Source organism: Burkholderia sp. AU31652 (genome assembly GCF_002223155.1).
Taxonomy (GTDB): domain Bacteria; phylum Pseudomonadota; class Gammaproteobacteria; order Burkholderiales; family Burkholderiaceae; genus Burkholderia.
The window spans coordinates 229,496-245,093 of sequence record NZ_NKFG01000002.1 but is presented as its reverse complement, the minus strand read 5'-3'; the positions used below and the strand labels follow the sequence as shown (position 1 = coordinate 245,093).

General features: G+C 65.6%; 16 protein-coding genes. 13 read left to right on the top strand and 3 right to left on the bottom strand.

The genetic code is table 11. The features are described from left to right. Window positions 1-542: 542 nt before the first annotated feature. On the bottom strand, window positions 543-1,319 hold the full coding sequence (locus CFB40_RS02595; protein WP_089424403.1) for an enoyl-CoA hydratase: 777 nt from the start codon (window positions 1,317-1,319) through the stop codon (window positions 543-545). A 129-nt stretch (window positions 1,320-1,448) separates the two neighbouring features. Here CFB40_RS02595 and paaN point away from each other — a divergent pair, with 129 nt between their 5' ends. The 5 genes from paaN (at window position 1,449) to paaK (ending at window position 7,073) form a co-directional block, all read left to right on the top strand. After that, window positions 1,449-3,155 (top strand): phenylacetic acid degradation protein PaaN, encoded by a 1,707-nt coding sequence (gene paaN / locus CFB40_RS02590; RefSeq protein WP_089430560.1) that lies wholly within the window; start codon window positions 1,449-1,451, stop codon window positions 3,153-3,155. A gap of 87 nt (window positions 3,156-3,242) precedes the next feature. After that, a complete protein-coding gene (pcaF, locus tag CFB40_RS02585) occupies window positions 3,243-4,445 on the top strand; it encodes a 3-oxoadipyl-CoA thiolase (protein ID WP_089430559.1) in 1,203 nt (400 codons plus the stop codon). Between the two features lie 45 nt (window positions 4,446-4,490). Further along, window positions 4,491-5,282 (top strand): 2-(1,2-epoxy-1,2-dihydrophenyl)acetyl-CoA isomerase PaaG, encoded by a 792-nt coding sequence (gene paaG, locus CFB40_RS02580; RefSeq protein WP_089430558.1) that lies wholly within the window; start codon window positions 4,491-4,493, stop codon window positions 5,280-5,282. 1 nt (window position 5,283) lies between these two features. Next, complete coding sequence (gene paaI, locus CFB40_RS02575; protein WP_071335534.1) at window positions 5,284-5,736, top strand: hydroxyphenylacetyl-CoA thioesterase PaaI; 453 nt, start codon at window positions 5,284-5,286, stop codon at window positions 5,734-5,736. A gap of 38 nt (window positions 5,737-5,774) precedes the next feature. Beyond that, window positions 5,775-7,073, top strand: a complete 1,299-nt coding sequence (paaK, locus tag CFB40_RS02570; protein ID WP_089430557.1) for a phenylacetate--CoA ligase PaaK — start codon at window positions 5,775-5,777, stop codon at window positions 7,071-7,073. A 260-nt stretch (window positions 7,074-7,333) separates the two neighbouring features. Here paaK and mltA read toward each other — a convergent pair whose 3' ends face one another. After that, the gene (gene mltA, locus CFB40_RS02565) at window positions 7,334-8,458 is read right to left on the bottom strand and encodes a murein transglycosylase A (RefSeq protein ID WP_226275398.1); all 1,125 of its coding nucleotides are present in this window, start codon (window positions 8,456-8,458) and stop codon (window positions 7,334-7,336) included. A gap of 28 nt (window positions 8,459-8,486) precedes the next feature. Between mltA and CFB40_RS38950 the strand changes: the two genes are divergently transcribed. After that, a complete protein-coding gene (locus CFB40_RS38950) occupies window positions 8,487-8,618 on the top strand; it encodes a hypothetical protein (protein ID WP_256940834.1) in 132 nt (43 codons plus the stop codon). Between the two features lie 22 nt (window positions 8,619-8,640). On the opposite strand, the gene apaG is transcribed toward CFB40_RS38950, so the two are convergent. Then, window positions 8,641-9,015 carry a Co2+/Mg2+ efflux protein ApaG gene (gene apaG / locus CFB40_RS02560; RefSeq protein WP_011350820.1) on the bottom strand — a complete coding sequence of 125 codons (375 nt, stop codon included), beginning with the start codon at window positions 9,013-9,015 and terminating at the stop codon, window positions 8,641-8,643. A 178-nt stretch (window positions 9,016-9,193) separates the two neighbouring features. Between apaG and rpe the strand changes: the two genes are divergently transcribed. The 7 genes from rpe (at window position 9,194) to CFB40_RS02525 (ending at window position 15,590) form a co-directional block, all read left to right on the top strand. Then, complete coding sequence (gene rpe / locus CFB40_RS02555) at window positions 9,194-9,880, top strand: ribulose-phosphate 3-epimerase (RefSeq protein WP_011883156.1); 687 nt, start codon at window positions 9,194-9,196, stop codon at window positions 9,878-9,880. Between the two features lie 4 nt (window positions 9,881-9,884). Beyond that, window positions 9,885-10,649 (top strand): phosphoglycolate phosphatase, encoded by a 765-nt coding sequence (locus CFB40_RS02550; protein WP_089424398.1) that lies wholly within the window; start codon window positions 9,885-9,887, stop codon window positions 10,647-10,649. 357 nt (window positions 10,650-11,006) lie between these two features. Next, window positions 11,007-12,500 carry an anthranilate synthase component I gene (gene trpE, locus CFB40_RS02545; protein ID WP_089424397.1) on the top strand — a complete coding sequence of 498 codons (1,494 nt, stop codon included), beginning with the start codon at window positions 11,007-11,009 and terminating at the stop codon, window positions 12,498-12,500. Window positions 12,501-12,513: 13 nt separating this feature from the next. Next, on the top strand, window positions 12,514-13,104 hold the full coding sequence (locus CFB40_RS02540) for an aminodeoxychorismate/anthranilate synthase component II (RefSeq protein WP_089430556.1): 591 nt from the start codon (window positions 12,514-12,516) through the stop codon (window positions 13,102-13,104). A 13-nt stretch (window positions 13,105-13,117) separates the two neighbouring features. Then, complete coding sequence (trpD, locus tag CFB40_RS02535; RefSeq protein WP_043191545.1) at window positions 13,118-14,149, top strand: anthranilate phosphoribosyltransferase; 1,032 nt, start codon at window positions 13,118-13,120, stop codon at window positions 14,147-14,149. Window positions 14,150-14,178: 29 nt separating this feature from the next. Further along, window positions 14,179-14,964 carry an indole-3-glycerol phosphate synthase TrpC gene (gene trpC / locus CFB40_RS02530; RefSeq protein WP_089424395.1) on the top strand — a complete coding sequence of 262 codons (786 nt, stop codon included), beginning with the start codon at window positions 14,179-14,181 and terminating at the stop codon, window positions 14,962-14,964. After that, a complete protein-coding gene (locus CFB40_RS02525) occupies window positions 14,964-15,590 on the top strand; it encodes a CYTH domain-containing protein (RefSeq protein WP_089430555.1) in 627 nt (208 codons plus the stop codon). Before trpC ends, CFB40_RS02525 begins: the two co-directional genes overlap by 1 nt. The last annotated feature ends 8 nt before the right edge of the window (window positions 15,591-15,598 follow it).

The window sequence follows — 15,598 nt, the reverse complement described above, 5'->3', positions numbered from 1 at the left end:
AGTTAAGAACCGGTCGCTCACTCAAAGCTGACAGGAATATGAATTGCTTCATAAACCTGACTTACTTTAGTGTGAGACTCTTGATATTTTCGCCATCTGATCCGAGGATCAGCTCGCTTTCATCAAGCGCCCACACTTATCGGCTGTTAATTTTTAAAGAGCATTCTGCGAGGAACTTCGTGTTTCCCGGCAGCGCTGCGTTTTCAGCAGCAGAGAAGCGAGATTATGAACCGTGTTTCGCAGATCGTCAACAACTTTTTTACTGCATCGTTGCGACTGCGGGGTTCAACTTCCAGGTCAGCTGCGCGCTTCAGACTCCAGCACACCACCGCCTTGCTTCCCTCTCCCGCGCTGCGTTTCCGTTAGCGCGAAAGAGGCGTGATTCTAAGCACCCGCCCCCGTCTACGCAAGCCCCTTTGTGAAAATATTTTGAAAAGGCCCCCGTGCGCTGGCGCGCACGGGGGCTTCGGGCTCGACGGGCCGGGCAAACATGCCGACGACCGATACCGCCCCGTCGCCGGCCAACTACCCCAGCATCCCGATCAGCGGTGCTTGAACACCGGCTTCCGTTTTTCGACGAATGCCGCCATCCCTTCCTTCTGGTCTTCGGTCGCGAACAGCGAATGGAACAGCCGACGCTCGAAGTGGACGCCTTCGGCCAGCGTCGTCTCGTACGCGCGGTTCACCGACTCCTTGACCATCATGACCGCCGGCAGCGAAAACTCGGCGATCGTCGCCGCGGCGGCAAGCGCCTCGTCGAGCAGCGTGTCGGCCGGCAGCACACGAGACACGAGCCCCGCGCGCTCCGCTTCGGCAGCATCCATGAAACGTGCAGTCAAGCACATATCCATCGCCTTCGCCTTCGACACCGCGCGCGGCAGACGCTGCGTGCCGCCCGCACCCGGCATGACACCCAGCTTGATTTCCGGCTGGCCGAACTTGGCCGTGTCCGCCGCAAAAATGATGTCGCACATCATGGCCAGCTCACAACCACCGCCAAGTGCAAAGCCCGAAACCGCCGCAATGATCGGCTTGCGGATCTCACGGACCGTCTCCCAGTTACGCGTGATGTAGTCGCCCCGGTAGACATCCATATAGGAGTAGGTCGCCATCATGCCGATGTCCGCGCCAGCCGCGAACGCCTTCTCGCTCCCGGTCACCACGATCGCGCCGATGCCATCGTCCGCATCGAACGCCTTCAGCGCGTCGCCCAGCTCATCCATCAGTGCATCGTTCAGCGCATTCAGCGCCTTCGGACGGTTCAGCGTAACCAGCCCGACACGCCCCCGGGTCTCCACCAGGATGTTCTCGTAAGCCATCTATTTCTCCTCGATCAATGAAATGAGAAACGCCTCGCACATGCGAATAGTTTGATGCTACCATTCTCCGACCAACCGGTCGGTTAATTAATCGATCCAACCCCTCTCAACGTCCATCAGGCTGCCGCCATGACCCATGCACTGTTCACGAAGCACGAAGACACGCTGAAACACGCACTCGCCGCAATCGAGAGCCGCGGGTACTGGAGCCCGTTCACTGAAATGCCGAGCCCCAAAGTGTACGGGGAAAGCGCGAACGCAGATGGTGAGGCCGCGTTCAAGTCGCACCTCGACAAGACGTTCGCGCTCGACCAGCCGGCGTCCGGAGAAACGGTCGGCGCAGAGCGGTCGCCGTACGGCATTGCACTGGGCATCCGGTATCCGAAGTCGACGCCCGACGAACTGATCGCCGCCGCTGCCGCAGCACAACGCTCGTGGCGCGAAGCCGGCCCGAGCGCCTGGATCGGCGTCAGTCTCGAAATCCTCGCGCGCCTGAATCGCGCCAGCTTCGAAATCGCCTACAGCGTGATGCACACCACGGGGCAGGCATTCATGATGGCGTTCCAGGCCGGCGGCCCGCACGCGCAAGATCGTGCGCTCGAGGCAGTCGCCTATGCATGGGACGAACTGCGCCGCATCCCGGCCGACGCGCACTGGGAAAAACCGCAAGGCAAGAACCCGCCGCTCGCGATGCACAAGCGCTACACGATCGTCCCGCGCGGCACCGGGCTCGTGCTCGGCTGCTGCACCTTCCCGACCTGGAACGGCTACCCCGGCCTGTTCGCCGATCTCGCAACCGGCAACACCGTGATCGTCAAGCCGCATCCGGGTGCGATCCTGCCGCTCGCCATCACCGTCCGGATCGCTCGCGACGTGCTGCGCGAAGCCGGTTTCGATCCGAACGTCGTCACGCTCCTCGCGACCGAACCCAACGACGGCGCACTCGTCCAGGATCTCGCGCTGCGCCCCGAGATCAAGCTGATCGACTTCACCGGCAGCACGCAAAACGGCACGTGGCTCGAACGCCATGCCCACCAGGCACAGGTCTATACAGAGAAGGCCGGCGTCAACCAGATCGTGATCGACTCGACCGACGACCTGAAGGCCGTCGCCAGGAACATCGCGTTCTCGCTGGCGCTGTACTCCGGCCAGATGTGCACGGCACCGCAGAACATCTACGTGCCGCGCGACGGCATCCGGACGGCGGACGGCCATGCGAGCTTCGACGAGGTCGCACAAGCCATCGCCGTTGCCGTGCAAAAACTCACCGGCGACCCGGCACGCTCGGTCGAACTGATCGGCGCAATCCAGAACGAAAGCGTGACCGCACGCATCGACAACGCCCGCGAGCTCGGCCGCGTGCTCGCCGACAGCCTGACCCTCCAGCACCCTGCGTTCCCCGATGCCCGCGTGCGCACGCCGCTCGTGCTGCAACTCGACGTGGCCGATCGCGAGAAATTCACGCAGGAATGGTTCGGCCCGATCTCGTTCGTGATCGCGACCGACTCGACCGCGCAGTCGCTCGACCTCGCCGGGGAAATCGCGGCCGAACATGGCGCGCTGACCCTCTCCGTCTACAGCACCGACGACGCGATCGTCGACGCCGCCCACGACGCGGCGGTACGCGGTGGCGTCGCACTGTCGATCAACCTGACGGGCGGCGTGTTCGTGAACCAGTCTGCCGCGTTCTCGGATTTCCACGGCACGGGCGCGAATCCGGCAGCCAACGCGGCGTTGGCCGACCCGGCGTTCGTCGCCAACCGGTTCCGCGTAGTGCAAAGCCGTGTCCATGTTGCGCCGAAAGCAGCACCCGTGGAAGCCAGCCAACCGGCATAACCCGAATGGCCGACGTGCAAACGCCGCCACGTTCTCTACCATGAACGAATCCGCCACCCGGCGGGTTCGTTGCTCATCGATACGCCCATGACAGACGCCTATATCTGCGACGCGATTCGCACTCCCATCGGCCGCTACGGCGGCGCCCTGAAAGATCTCCGCGCCGACGACCTCGGTGCGGTGCCGCTCAAGGCGCTCATCGAGCGCAACCGTGATGTCGACTGGGCGGCGATCGACGACGTGATCTACGGCTGCGCGAACCAGGCCGGCGAGGACAACCGCAACGTCGCGCGCATGTCGTCGCTGCTCGCCGGCCTGCCGACCGACGTGCCCGGCACGACGCTGAACCGGCTGTGCGGCTCCGGGATGGACGCGATCGGCACGGCCGCGCGCGCGATCAAGGCGGGCGAGGCGCGCCTGATGATCGCAGGCGGCGTCGAGAGCATGACGCGTGCGCCGTTCGTGATGGGCAAGGCCACGAGCGCGTTCGCACGCCAGGCCGACGTTTTCGACACGACGATCGGCTGGCGCTTCATCAATCCGCTGATGAAACAGCTGTATGGCGTCGATTCGATGCCCGAGACGGCCGAAAACGTTGCGGTCGACTACAACATCAGCCGATCCGACCAGGATCTGTTCGCGCTGCGCAGCCAGCAGAAGGCTGCACGTGCGCAGCAGGACGGCACGCTTGCCGACGAAATCGTTGCCGTCACGATTCCGCAGAAGAAAGGCGATCCGGTGGTCGTCGCGCGCGACGAGCATCCGCGCGAGACATCGCTCGAAGCGCTCGCGAAGCTGAAGGGCGTCGTGGGCCCGGACGGCTCGGTGACGGCCGGCAACGCATCGGGCGTCAACGACGGTGCGTGCGCGCTGCTGCTCGCCAATGCGCAAGCAGCCGACCAGTACGGCCTGCGCCGCCGCGCACGCGTCATCGGCATGGCGACAGCCGGCGTCGCACCGCGCGTGATGGGCATCGGGCCCGCGCCGGCCACGCAAAAACTGCTGCACCAGCTCGGCATGACCATCGACCAGTTCGACGTGATCGAGCTGAACGAGGCGTTCGCGTCCCAAGGTCTCGCGGTGCTGCGCATGCTCGGCGTCGCCGACGATGATCCGCGTGTGAACCCGAACGGCGGTGCGATCGCACTGGGACACCCGCTCGGCGCATCAGGCGCCCGGCTCGTGACCACGGCGCTCCACCAACTCGAGCGTACGGGCGGCCGCTTTGCGCTCTGTACGATGTGCATCGGCGTCGGCCAGGGCATCGCGCTCGCGATCGAACGCGTGTAACCGACGCACCGCGCGCCTATAACGAAGTCATGAAGGAGACACTGCATGTCCTATCAGGCGATTCAGCTGGAAATCGATCAGACCTCGAACGTAGCCACGATTACCCTCAACCGCCCCGACAAGCTGAACAGCTTTACGCGGGCGATGCATCGCGAGTTGCAGTCGGCACTCGATGATGTCGAGGCAGCCGGCGCGCGTGCACTGATCCTGACGGGTGCGGGGCGCGGCTTCTGCGCGGGCCAGGACCTGGCCGATCTCGACTTCACGCCGGGCGCGTCCACCGATCTCGGCACGCTGATCGACGAGCACTTCAATCCGCTGATCCGCCGCCTGCAGCGTCTGCCGATTCCGGTGATCGCCGCCGTCAACGGCACGGCGGCCGGCGCCGGCGCGAATCTCGCGCTCGCCTGCGATCTCGTGTTCGCCGCCCGCTCGAGCAGCTTCATCCAGGCCTTCGTCAAGATCGGTCTCGTGCCGGATTCGGGCGGTACGTGGTTCCTGCCGCAACGCGTCGGCATGGCACGCGCGCTGGGGCTCGCGCTGACCGGCGACAAGCTCGGCGCCGAACAGGCCGAGCAATGGGGCTTGATCTGGCGCGCGGTCGACGACGACGCGCTCGCTGCGTCAGCCCGCCAGCTTGCCACCCAGCTAGCGCAGCAGCCGACGCTCGCGATCGCATCGATCAAGCAATCAATGCGTGCCGGCGTCACGAACACGCTCGACCAGCAACTCGACATGGAACGCGACTTGCAGCGCTCGCTTGGCCAGTCGCACGACTATGCGGAAGGTGTGAAGGCATTCATCGAGAAGCGCGCGCCGCGCTTCGAGGGGCGTTGACATGACAAACGCCACTGCCACGCTCGACCCCGATGCACTCGCTCGCGCCACCGCGCGGGCCATGTACGACGCCGACGCATGCAGCCGTGCGTTCGGGATGGAAATCGCCGAAGTACGCGCCGGCTACGCGCGCCTGCAGATGCGCGTGCGGCCCGAATTCCTGAACGGGCATCAGACCTGCCATGGCGGGATCATCTTCACGCTGGCCGATTCGACGTTCGCGTTCGCGTGCAACTCGTACAACGTGAATACCGTCGCGGCCGGCTGCTCGATCGAATTCCTGCGCCCCGTGCACGGCGATGACGTGCTGACGGCCGAGGCGATCGAGCAGGCGCGCGCCGGCCGCCAAGGCATCTACGACATCCGCGTCACGAACCAGACCGGTGAAACCGTCGCGATGTTTCGCGGCAAATCCGCCCAGATCAAGGGCACGGTCATCCCGGAAGACCGCTGACGTCGACGGCTCGCACATAACAAACACTGGAGACATGCATGACTACCCCGCTACCGCTCGAGCCGATCGAGACCGCCTCACGCGACGAGCTGACCGCGCTGCAGCTCGAGCGCCTCAAGTGGTCGCTCCGGCATGCGTATGACCACTCCCCCGTCTATCGTCGCAAGTTCGACGACGCGGGTGTCCACCCGGACGACCTGAAGACGCTCGCCGACCTGTCGCGCTTCCCGTTCACGACGAAGAGCGACCTGCGCGACAGTTACCCGTTCGGGATGTTCGCGGTGCCGCAGGACCAGATCTCGCGCATTCATGCGTCGTCGGGCACGACCGGCAAGCCGACGGTCGTCGGCTATACGGCCCGCGACATCGACACTTGGGCGAATCTCGTCGCGCGCTCGATCCGCGCCGCCGGGGCGCGCCGCGGCGACAAGGTGCACGTCAGCTACGGCTATGGCCTGTTCACGGGCGGGCTCGGCGCGCACTACGGTGCCGAACGCGCAGGGCTGACCGTGATCCCGTTCGGTGGCGGCCAGACCGAGAAGCAGGTGCAGCTGATCCAGGATTTCCGGCCCGACATCATCATGGTGACGCCGAGCTACATGCTGTCGATCGCCGACGAAATCGAGCGCCAGGGCCTCGATCCCGTGCAGAGTTCGCTGCGCATCGGCATCTTCGGCGCGGAACCTTGGACCAACGACATGCGCGTCGCGATCGAGCAGCGGATGGGCATCGATGCGGTCGACATTTACGGGCTGTCCGAAGTGATGGGCCCCGGCGTCGCGTCCGAATGCGTCGAGACCAAGGACGGCCCGACCATCTGGGAAGACCACTTCTATCCGGAAATCATCGATCCCGAAACCGGCGAGGCGCTTCCGGACGGCGAACTCGGCGAGCTCGTGTTCACGTCGCTGACAAAGGAGGCGCTGCCGATCGTCCGCTACCGGACCCGCGACCTCACGCGGCTGTTGCCCGGCACTGCCCGCACGATGCGCCGGATGGAGAAGATCACCGGGCGCTCGGACGACATGATGATCGTGCGCGGCGTCAACGTGTTCCCGACGCAAATCGAGGAGCAGTTGCTCAAGCAGCACGCGCTCGCCCCGCACTATCAGATCGTGCTGACGAAGGAAGGCCCGCTCGACGTGATGACGCTCAATGTCGAGCCTTGCCCCGAGACAGCACCCGATACGGCGGCGATCCATGCGGCAAAACAGGCGCTCGCCTACGACATCAAGTCGCTGATCGGCGTAACGGCCGTGATCAACGTGCTTCCCGTGAACGGGATCGAGCGGTCGGTCGGCAAGGCGCGACGCGTCGTCGACAAGCGCAGGGGCTGACGAAAATCGCTACGCGTGCATGACGCGCGGTGAATCCAAAGTGGCAAATGAAACAGCCCGATCGGCCAACACCGATCGGGCTGTTTCATTCCAGGACGCCTTTGGGCATCCGCCGACGCAACAAGCGCATCACGAAATCTGGCACCGCAGGTACGCCCTCACGATCAGAGCGACGTGCCCCACGCACACCGCCGCTTCCACGCCGCACCTATCGCATCGGCAGCGCCCCGAGAAACCACGAGCACCCGCGCCGCGTCACATCACGAATTCGGGAACAGCAGCCACATCCGGCCGACCTGCTTCATCCGCCCGGCCTGATCGCCTGCATCGTCGCCGAGCCCCCAGAAATAGTCGGCCCGCACGCCCCCCTTGATCGCGGAGCCCGTATCTTGCGCGAACACGAGCCGGTTCATCGGCGTATTCGTCAGCGGGCGCGTCGTCTGCAGGAACACGGGCGTGCCGAGCGGGATCGACGACGGGTCGACGGCGATCGAACGCTCCGGCGTCAGCGGTACGCCCAGTGCACCGATCGGGCCGTCCGCGCCGCCGTGCGGTGCATCTTCCTTGGTCGGCATGTCGCGGAAGAACACGAACCGCGGGTTCGTATCGAGCAACGCGTCGACCCGGGTCGGGTTCGCCTTCGCCCACGCCTTGATGCCCTGCATCGTCGCCTGAGCGGGCGTCAGCTCGCCGCGATCGAGCAGCCACTTGCCGATCGAGCGGTACGGCTGGTTGTTGGTGCCGCCGAAGCCGACCCGCATCACCGAACCGTCGTCGAGCAGCACGCGCCCCGAGCCCTGCACCTGCAGGAAGAACGCTTCGATCGGGTCGTCGACCCACACGAGTTCGTTGCCGTTCAGGATGCCGGCGCGTTCGAGCTGCGCGCGTGCCGGCAGCGCGGCGCCCGCGCGATAACCGGCCGGCCAGCGGTAGAGCGCGTACTGATACGGACCGCGACGCACGCGCGAACCGTGCAGCAGCGGCTCGTAATAGCCGGTCACGAGCCCGTCGAGCGTACCGTCGGTGTTCGCAAGCTGGAACGGCGTGAAATACGTTTCGAAGAACGTGCGTGCACTGCTGACGTCAAGCTCGTCGAGCCGGTCGGCGGCCGCGCAAGCGCGTGCCCAGGCCGGCTGGCGCGCGAGCCGCACGCAGTTCTGTCGCAGCGCGGCGGTTGCGCCGAGCAGCGAATCGTCCTGCCAGCCCGGCACCTGTTGCCACGCGACCGGCGTGAGCCGCTTCGCGGCAACCTGACCCGGCACGATCGCCGCGCCGGTCGGCGGCTTCAGCGACGACGTCCGCGTCGGCGCGCCACCGCACGCTGCCAGCAGCGCCGCTGCCGCAGCAGCCGCAACCCACCCGGCCACCCGGGGCCCAAACCACATACAATGTCCGTTCTTGATGGAAACCGCCATGTCAGATTTTCTCGACCAATATCCGATGCTCATCTTCGCGCTCGAAGCCTTCGTCGCGCTCGCCCTGCTGATCTTCATCGTCGTGTGGACGTCGTCGGGCAGAAAGAAGCACACCCGCAAGCCGCGCTAACACCCTGACGCACTCCGCCCGCTCAATGCAGCGTGCGCGGCATGTGCAGTGCGAACTCGTCGACCGGCGCCTCGAAACGCTCGCCGTCCTCCGCCACGCAGAAGTACGCGCCACGCATCGTGCCGACCGGTGTCGCGATCACGGCCCAGCTCGTGTACTCGAAGTGCTCGCCCGGCTGGAGCAGCGGCTGGTGCCCGACGACGCCGAGCCCCTTCACTTCCTGCACGTGGTTCTCGCTGTCCGTGATGATCCAGTGACGCGCGATCAGCTGTGCCGCGACCTGTCCCGTGTTGCGGATCGTCAGCGTGTACGCGAATGCGTATTGACGGCGATCGGGGTCGGATTGTTCCGGCAAGTAGCTGGTTTTCACCGAAACGGTGAATTGATACTGACTCATGGTGTTTCCGCTGGAAGATGACTGCCCGCGCCGGCATGGGCAACGGGGCCGCGGGCGCGCCGCATTGGTTCGGCATTCTATGCGCAATCCGGCCTCGACCGCACGGCCTGCCGCCGCGCACCGGGTCGCCGGACGGTAGAATGGCGGTTTTGCGCCGCAACGTCCCCGCTCCCCTGCCATGACCCAATTCCGCATCGCTCCCAGCATCCTGTCGGCCGATTTCGCACGGCTCGGCGAAGAAGTCCGCAACGTGGTCGCCGCCGGCGCCGACTGGATCCACTTCGACGTGATGGACAACCATTACGTGCCGAACCTGACCATCGGCCCGCTCGTGTGCGAAGCGATCCGCCCGCACGTGCAGGTGCCGATCGACGTGCACCTGATGGTGCGCCCGGTCGACCGGATCGTGCCCGATTTTGCGAAGGCCGGTGCCAACCTGATCAGCTTCCACCCGGAAGGCTCCGATCACATCGACCGCACGCTGTCGCTGATCCGCGACCACGGCTGCAAGGCCGGCCTCGTGTTCAACCCGGCCACGCCGCTGAACTACCTCGACCACGTGATGGACCGCCTCGACTTCGTGCTGCTGATGTCGGTCAACCCGGGCTTCGGCGGCCAGTCGTTCATTCCGGAAACGCTGAACAAGCTGCGCGAAGCACGCGCACGCATCGACGCGTACACCGAGCGCACCGGCCGAGAGATCCTGCTTGAAGTCGACGGCGGCGTGAAGACCGACAACATCGCGGAAATCGCGGCGGCCGGCGCCGACACCTTCGTCGCGGGTTCGGCGATTTTCGGCAAGCCGGACTACCGCAAGGTGATCGACGAGATGCGCGCCGCGCTCGCTACCGTCGAGCGGAGCTGACGCCGTGGCCGACTCGTCGCTCGCCGGCCATGCATCGGCCGGGGCCGCACCGGAAGCCGCTCCGATCCGCTTCGCCACGCCGCGCATCGACGCGGCGCTGATCGATCTCGACGGCACCATGGTCGATACGGCCGACGATTTCACGGCCGGCCTGAACGGGATGCTCGCGCAGCTCGGCGCGCCGGCCACGTCGCGCGACGAGGTGATCGGCTACGTCGGCAAGGGCTCCGAACACCTGATCCAGAGCGTGCTGAAGCCGCGCTTCGCAGCCGACGAGGCGCACGCCCGCTTCGACGACGCACTCGCGATCTACCAGACCGAGTACGCGAAGATCAACGGCCGCCACACACGCCTCTACCCGGACGTGGCCGCCGGTCTCGACGCGCTGCGCGCAGCCGGCATCCGGCTCGCGTGCGTGACGAACAAGCCGCATCGCTTCGCGGTCGAGCTGCTCGAGCAATACGGGCTGGCCGATTGCTTCGGCATCGTGCTCGGCGGCGACAGCGTCGCGCGCAAGAAGCCCGATCCGCTGCCGATGCTGACGGCCTGCAACGCGCTCGGCGTCGCACCGGATGCGGCAGTCGCGATCGGCGACTCGGAAAACGATGCGCTGGCAGGCCGCGCGGCCGGAATGGCGACGCTGACGGTGCCGTACGGCTACAACCATGGCAAAGCTATACAAACGATAAATTCGGATGGTATAGTCGATTCGTTGCTGGTCGCAGCTCGCGCGATCTCCGCGCACAACGCCGGCCGGCCAACCCTCTGATTATTTCTTCCATCTGCATGTTTCTGAATAAAAAACGGAGTCTGAGCAGCATCGACCGGGGAGCCTGGCCCTGGCGTCGCTGGTCGCGCTAACCTCTTCGATGAGGTACGCTGAAGCACGTCTTCAGCGCCGTTTTTTATCTCGCTGCGCATCCGCGCGCCGATCGTCGCACCACCTCGAGTTCTACCGCGTCCGAACGCTTGCGTTCAGGTGCGGCCGCTGGCTCGCGACGTTCACGCCCGGAGTGCCGGCCGGCAACAGGCACTTCTCGATCGACCGCCCTTTCGCCGACGGCAACCCGCGCAGCGTCAAGTGATCCCTGGCGCACGCGCCGCTCGTCCCGAACAGGACCGGAACATGACCGAACTCGAATTTCAATCGCTCGCGAACGAAGGCTACAACCGCATCCCGCTGATCGCGGAGGCCCTCGCCGATCTCGAAACGCCGCTGTCCCTCTACCTGAAGCTGGCCCAGCCCGAACGCTCGGGCGCCAACTCGTTCCTGCTCGAATCGGTGGTCGGCGGCGAACGCTTCGGCCGCTATTCGTTCATCGGCCTGCCCGCCCGTACGCTCGTGCGGACCCGCAACGGCGTGTCGGAAGTCGTACGCGACGGCGAGGTCGTCGAGACGCACGACGGCGACCCGTTCCAGTTCATCGAATCGTTCCAGGCGCGCTTCAAGGTGGCGCAGCGCCCGGGCCTGCCACGCTTCTGCGGCGGTCTCGCCGGCTATTTCGGCTACGACGCGGTGCGCTACATCGAGAAGAAGCTCGCGAACACCGCACCGCGCGACGATCTCGGCCTGCCCGACATCCAGTTGCTGCTGACCGAGGAAGTCGCGGTCATCGACAACCTCGCCGGCAAGCTGTACCTGATCATCTACGCGGATCCGAGCCAGGCCGAAGCCTATACGAAGGCGAAACAACGCCTGCGCGAACTGAAGCAGCGCCTGCGCACGACCGTGCAGCCGCCGGTCACGTCGGCGAGCGTGCGCACCGAGACGTTCCGCGAGTTCAAGAAGGATGATTATCTGGCCGCCGTGCGCCAGGCGAAGGAATACATCGCGGCCGGCGAGCTGATGCAGATCCAGGTCGGCCAGCGTCTGACGAAGCCGTACCGCGACAATCCGCTGTCGCTGTATCGCGCGCTGCGTTCGCTGAACCCGTCGCCGTACATGTACTACTACAACTTCGGCGATTTCCACGTGGTCGGCGCATCGCCGGAAATCCTCGTGCGCCAGGAAAAGCGCGGCGAAGACCAGATCGTCACGATCCGCCCGCTTGCCGGCACGCGACCGCGCGGCAACACGCCCGAGCGCGACGCGGAACTCGCGACCGAGCTGCTCAACGATCCGAAGGAGATCGCCGAGCACGTGATGCTGATCGACCTCGCGCGCAACGACGTCGGCCGCATCGCGGAAATCGGCTCGGTGCACGTGACCGACCAGATGGTCATCGAGAAATACTCGCACGTGCAGCACATCGTCAGCTCGGTCGAAGGCAAGCTGAAGCCCGGCATGACGAACTACGACGTGCTGCGCGCGACGTTCCCGGCCGGCACGCTGTCCGGCGCGCCGAAGGTCCGTGCGATGGAACTGATCGACGAACTCGAGCCGGTCAAGCGCGGGCTGTACGGCGGCGCCGTCGGCTACCTGTCGTTCTCGGGCGAGATGGATCTCGCGATCGCGATCCGCACGGGCCTGATCCACAACGGCAACCTTTACGTGCAAGCGGCGGCCGGCGTCGTCGCGGATTCGGTGCCCGAATCCGAATGGCAAGAGACCGAAAACAAGGCGCGCGCGGTGCTGCGTGCGGCCGAACAGGTCCAGGACGGCCTCGATAGCGACTTCTGACCGGAGACTGACCATGCTGCTCATGATCGACAACTACGACTCGTTTACCTACAACCTGGTCCAGTACTTCGGCGAACTCGGCGAGGACGTGCGCACCTACCGCAACGACGAAATCACGCTCGACGAAATCGCGCGCCTGAATCCCGATGCGATCTGCCTGTCGCCCGGCCCGAGCAACCCGCAGCACGCGGGCATCACGCTCGACGTGCTGAAGGAATTCGCGGGCAAGAAGCCGATCCTCGGCGTGTGCCTCGGCCATCAGGCGATCGGCGAGGCCTTCGGCGGCCGCGTCGTGCGCGCGAAGACCATCATGCACGGCAAGGTGAGCAAGATCGAAACCGACTGCCGCGGTGTATTCGCCGACCTGCCGAAGCACTTCGACGTCACGCGCTATCACTCGCTCGCGATCGAGCGCGAATCGCTGCCCGACTGCCTCGAGGTGTCCGCCTGGACCGACGACGGCGAAATCATGGGCGTGCGCCACAAGACGCTGCCGATCGAAGGCGTGCAGTTCCACCCGGAATCGATCCTGTCCGAGCATGGCCACGCGCTGCTCGAGAATTTTCTGAAACAGGCCCGCGCCGCGGCCGCGCAAGCCGCCTGACGGGAGCCTCACGATGACGATTACCCCGCAGGAAGCGCTGCAGCGCACGATCGAACACCGCGAAATCTTCCACGACGAGATGCTGCACCTGATGCGGCTCATCATGCGCGGCGACATGTCGCCCGTGATGGCGGCCGCGATCATCACCGGGCTGCGCGTGAAGAAGGAGACGATCGGCGAGATCGCCGCCGCCGCGACCGTGATGCGCGAATTCGCGAACCACGTCGAGGTGCAGGACAACTCGAACTTCGTCGACATCGTCGGCACCGGCGGCGACGGCTCGCACACGTTCAACATCTCGACCGCGTCGATGTTCGTCACGGCCGCGGCCGGCGCGAAAGTCGCGAAGCACGGCAACCGCGGCGTATCGAGCAAGTCCGGCAGCGCCGACGTGCTCGAGGCGCTCGGCGTGAACATCGACCTGCAGTCCGACCAGGTTGCCGCGTCGATCGCCGAAACGGGCATGGGCTTCATGTTCGCGCCGAACCATCACCCGGCGATGAAGAACATCGCGGCCGTGCGCCGCGAGCTCGGCGTGCGCACGATCTTCAACATCCTCGGCCCGCTGACCAACCCGGCCGGCGCGCCGAACCAGCTGATGGGCGTGTTCCACCCCGACCTCGTCGGCATCCAGGTGCGCGTGATGCAGCGCCTGGGCGCGCAGCACGTGCTGGTCGTGTACGGCAAGGACGGGATGGACGAGGTATCGCTCGGCGCGGCAACGCTCGTCGGCGAGCTGCGCGACGGCAAGGTGCACGAATACGAGATCCATCCGGAAGACTTCGGCCTGCAGATGGTGTCGAACCGCACGCTGAAGGTGGAAAATGCCGACGAATCGCGCACGATGCTGCTCGGTGCGCTGGACAACCAGCCGGGCGTCGCGCGTGAGATCGTCACACTGAACGCCGGCACCGCGCTCTATGCGGCGAACGTCGCCGAGTCGATCGCGGACGGCATCCAACTCGCCCGCGAAGCGATCGCGAGCGGCAAGGCCCGCGCGAAAGTCGACGAACTCGTGCGCTTCACGCAGCAGTTCAAGCGCTGACTCCCCTTACGAATCAAGCAGGAATCCACATGAGCGACATTCTCGACCGAATCATCGGCGTCAAGCGCGAAGAAGTCGCGGCGGCCATGCGCAGCGCGCCGCTCGAGGCACTGAAACTGGAAGCGTCCGCGCGCGACCTGCGCGACTTCGTCGGCGCATTGCGCGCGAAGCATGCGGCCGGCCACGCGGCCGTGATTTCCGAAATCAAGAAGGCCAGCCCGTCGAAGGGCGTGCTGCGCGAGCATTTCGTGCCTGCCGACATCGCGCGTTCGTATGCAGCGCACGGCGCCGCGTGCCTGTCGGTGCTGACCGACGAGCAGTTCTTCCAGGGTAGCGCCCGCTATCTCGAACAAGCGCGCGCGGCCTGCGAACTGCCGGTGCTGCGCAAGGACTTCATCGTCGACGCGTACCAGATCATCGAAGCGCGCGCGATGGGTGCCGACGCGATCCTGCTGATCGCCGCCGCGCTCGACACGCCGCTGATGCAGGATCTCGAAGCGTATGCGCACTCGCTCGGCCTCGCGGTGCTGGTCGAAGTCCACGACCGCAACGAGATGGAACAGGCGCTGACGCTCAAGACGCCGCTGCTCGGCATCAACAACCGCAACCTGCGCACGTTCGAGACGTCGATCCAGACCACGCTCGACATGCTCGACATGATTCCGGCGGACCGGATCGTCGTGACCGAATCCGGCATCCTGTCGCGCACCGACGTCGACACGATGCGTGCGGCGAACGTGAACACGTTCCTCGTCGGCGAGGCGTTCATGCGCGCCGGGCAGCCGGGCGAGGAACTCGCACGGATGTTCTTCTGATGGCGATCGAAAAGGAAATCAAGCTCGCGCTGCCGGCCGGCCAGGCCGACGCCGCGCGACGCTTCTTCGAGACGCTGACCGGCGAACCCGGTCGTGAGATTACGCTCGCGAACGTCTACTACGACACGCCCGATCTCGCGCTGGCCCGCTCGAAAAGCGCGGTGCGCGTGCGCCGCACGCCGCAAGGCTGGCTGCAGACGTTCAAGACGGTCGGCAGCGCCGAAGGCGGCCTGCATCGCCGCCACGAATGGGAACTGCCGGTCGCCGGCGACGCGCTCGAGATCGACGCGCTCGTCGCGGCCTGCGACGTGCCGGAAGCCGCCACCGCGCTGAATGATGCGGCCGGCTCGCTGTCGGCGCTGTTTCGCACGGATTTTTCGCGTACGCTGTGGCGCATCGCAATCGGCGGCGCAACCGTCGAAGCCGCGGTGGACCTCGGCGAGATCGTCGTCCAGGCGGAACACGAAACGCGCCGCGAACCGATCAGCGAAATCGAACTCGAACTGATCGACGGCCCGGAGGCGGCGCTTGCAACGCTCGCCGCCGAATTGCAGCAAGCGCTGCCGGGCCTCGTTCCCGAAAACATCAGCAAGGCGCAGCGCGGCTACCGGCTGCGCGCGCAATAACTCGCATC

Coding starts and splice junctions, on each gene's coding strand:
- CFB40_RS02595 (WP_089424403.1), bottom strand. CDS start 1,319: ATGGCTTACGAGAACATCCTGGTGGAGACCCGGGGGCGTGTCGGGCTG.
- paaN (WP_089430560.1), top strand. CDS start 1,449: ATGACCCATGCACTGTTCACGAAGCACGAAGACACGCTGAAACACGCA.
- pcaF (WP_089430559.1), top strand. CDS start 3,243: ATGACAGACGCCTATATCTGCGACGCGATTCGCACTCCCATCGGCCGC.
- paaG (WP_089430558.1), top strand. CDS start 4,491: ATGTCCTATCAGGCGATTCAGCTGGAAATCGATCAGACCTCGAACGTA.
- paaI (WP_071335534.1), top strand. CDS start 5,284: ATGACAAACGCCACTGCCACGCTCGACCCCGATGCACTCGCTCGCGCC.
- paaK (WP_089430557.1), top strand. CDS start 5,775: ATGACTACCCCGCTACCGCTCGAGCCGATCGAGACCGCCTCACGCGAC.
- mltA (WP_226275398.1), bottom strand. CDS start 8,458: ATGTGGTTTGGGCCCCGGGTGGCCGGGTGGGTTGCGGCTGCTGCGGCA.
- CFB40_RS38950 (WP_256940834.1), top strand. CDS start 8,487: ATGTCAGATTTTCTCGACCAATATCCGATGCTCATCTTCGCGCTCGAA.
- apaG (WP_011350820.1), bottom strand. CDS start 9,015: ATGAGTCAGTATCAATTCACCGTTTCGGTGAAAACCAGCTACTTGCCG.
- rpe (WP_011883156.1), top strand. CDS start 9,194: ATGACCCAATTCCGCATCGCTCCCAGCATCCTGTCGGCCGATTTCGCA.
- trpE (WP_089424397.1), top strand. CDS start 11,007: ATGACCGAACTCGAATTTCAATCGCTCGCGAACGAAGGCTACAACCGC.
- CFB40_RS02540 (WP_089430556.1), top strand. CDS start 12,514: ATGCTGCTCATGATCGACAACTACGACTCGTTTACCTACAACCTGGTC.
- trpD (WP_043191545.1), top strand. CDS start 13,118: ATGACGATTACCCCGCAGGAAGCGCTGCAGCGCACGATCGAACACCGC.
- trpC (WP_089424395.1), top strand. CDS start 14,179: ATGAGCGACATTCTCGACCGAATCATCGGCGTCAAGCGCGAAGAAGTC.
- CFB40_RS02525 (WP_089430555.1), top strand. CDS start 14,964: ATGGCGATCGAAAAGGAAATCAAGCTCGCGCTGCCGGCCGGCCAGGCC.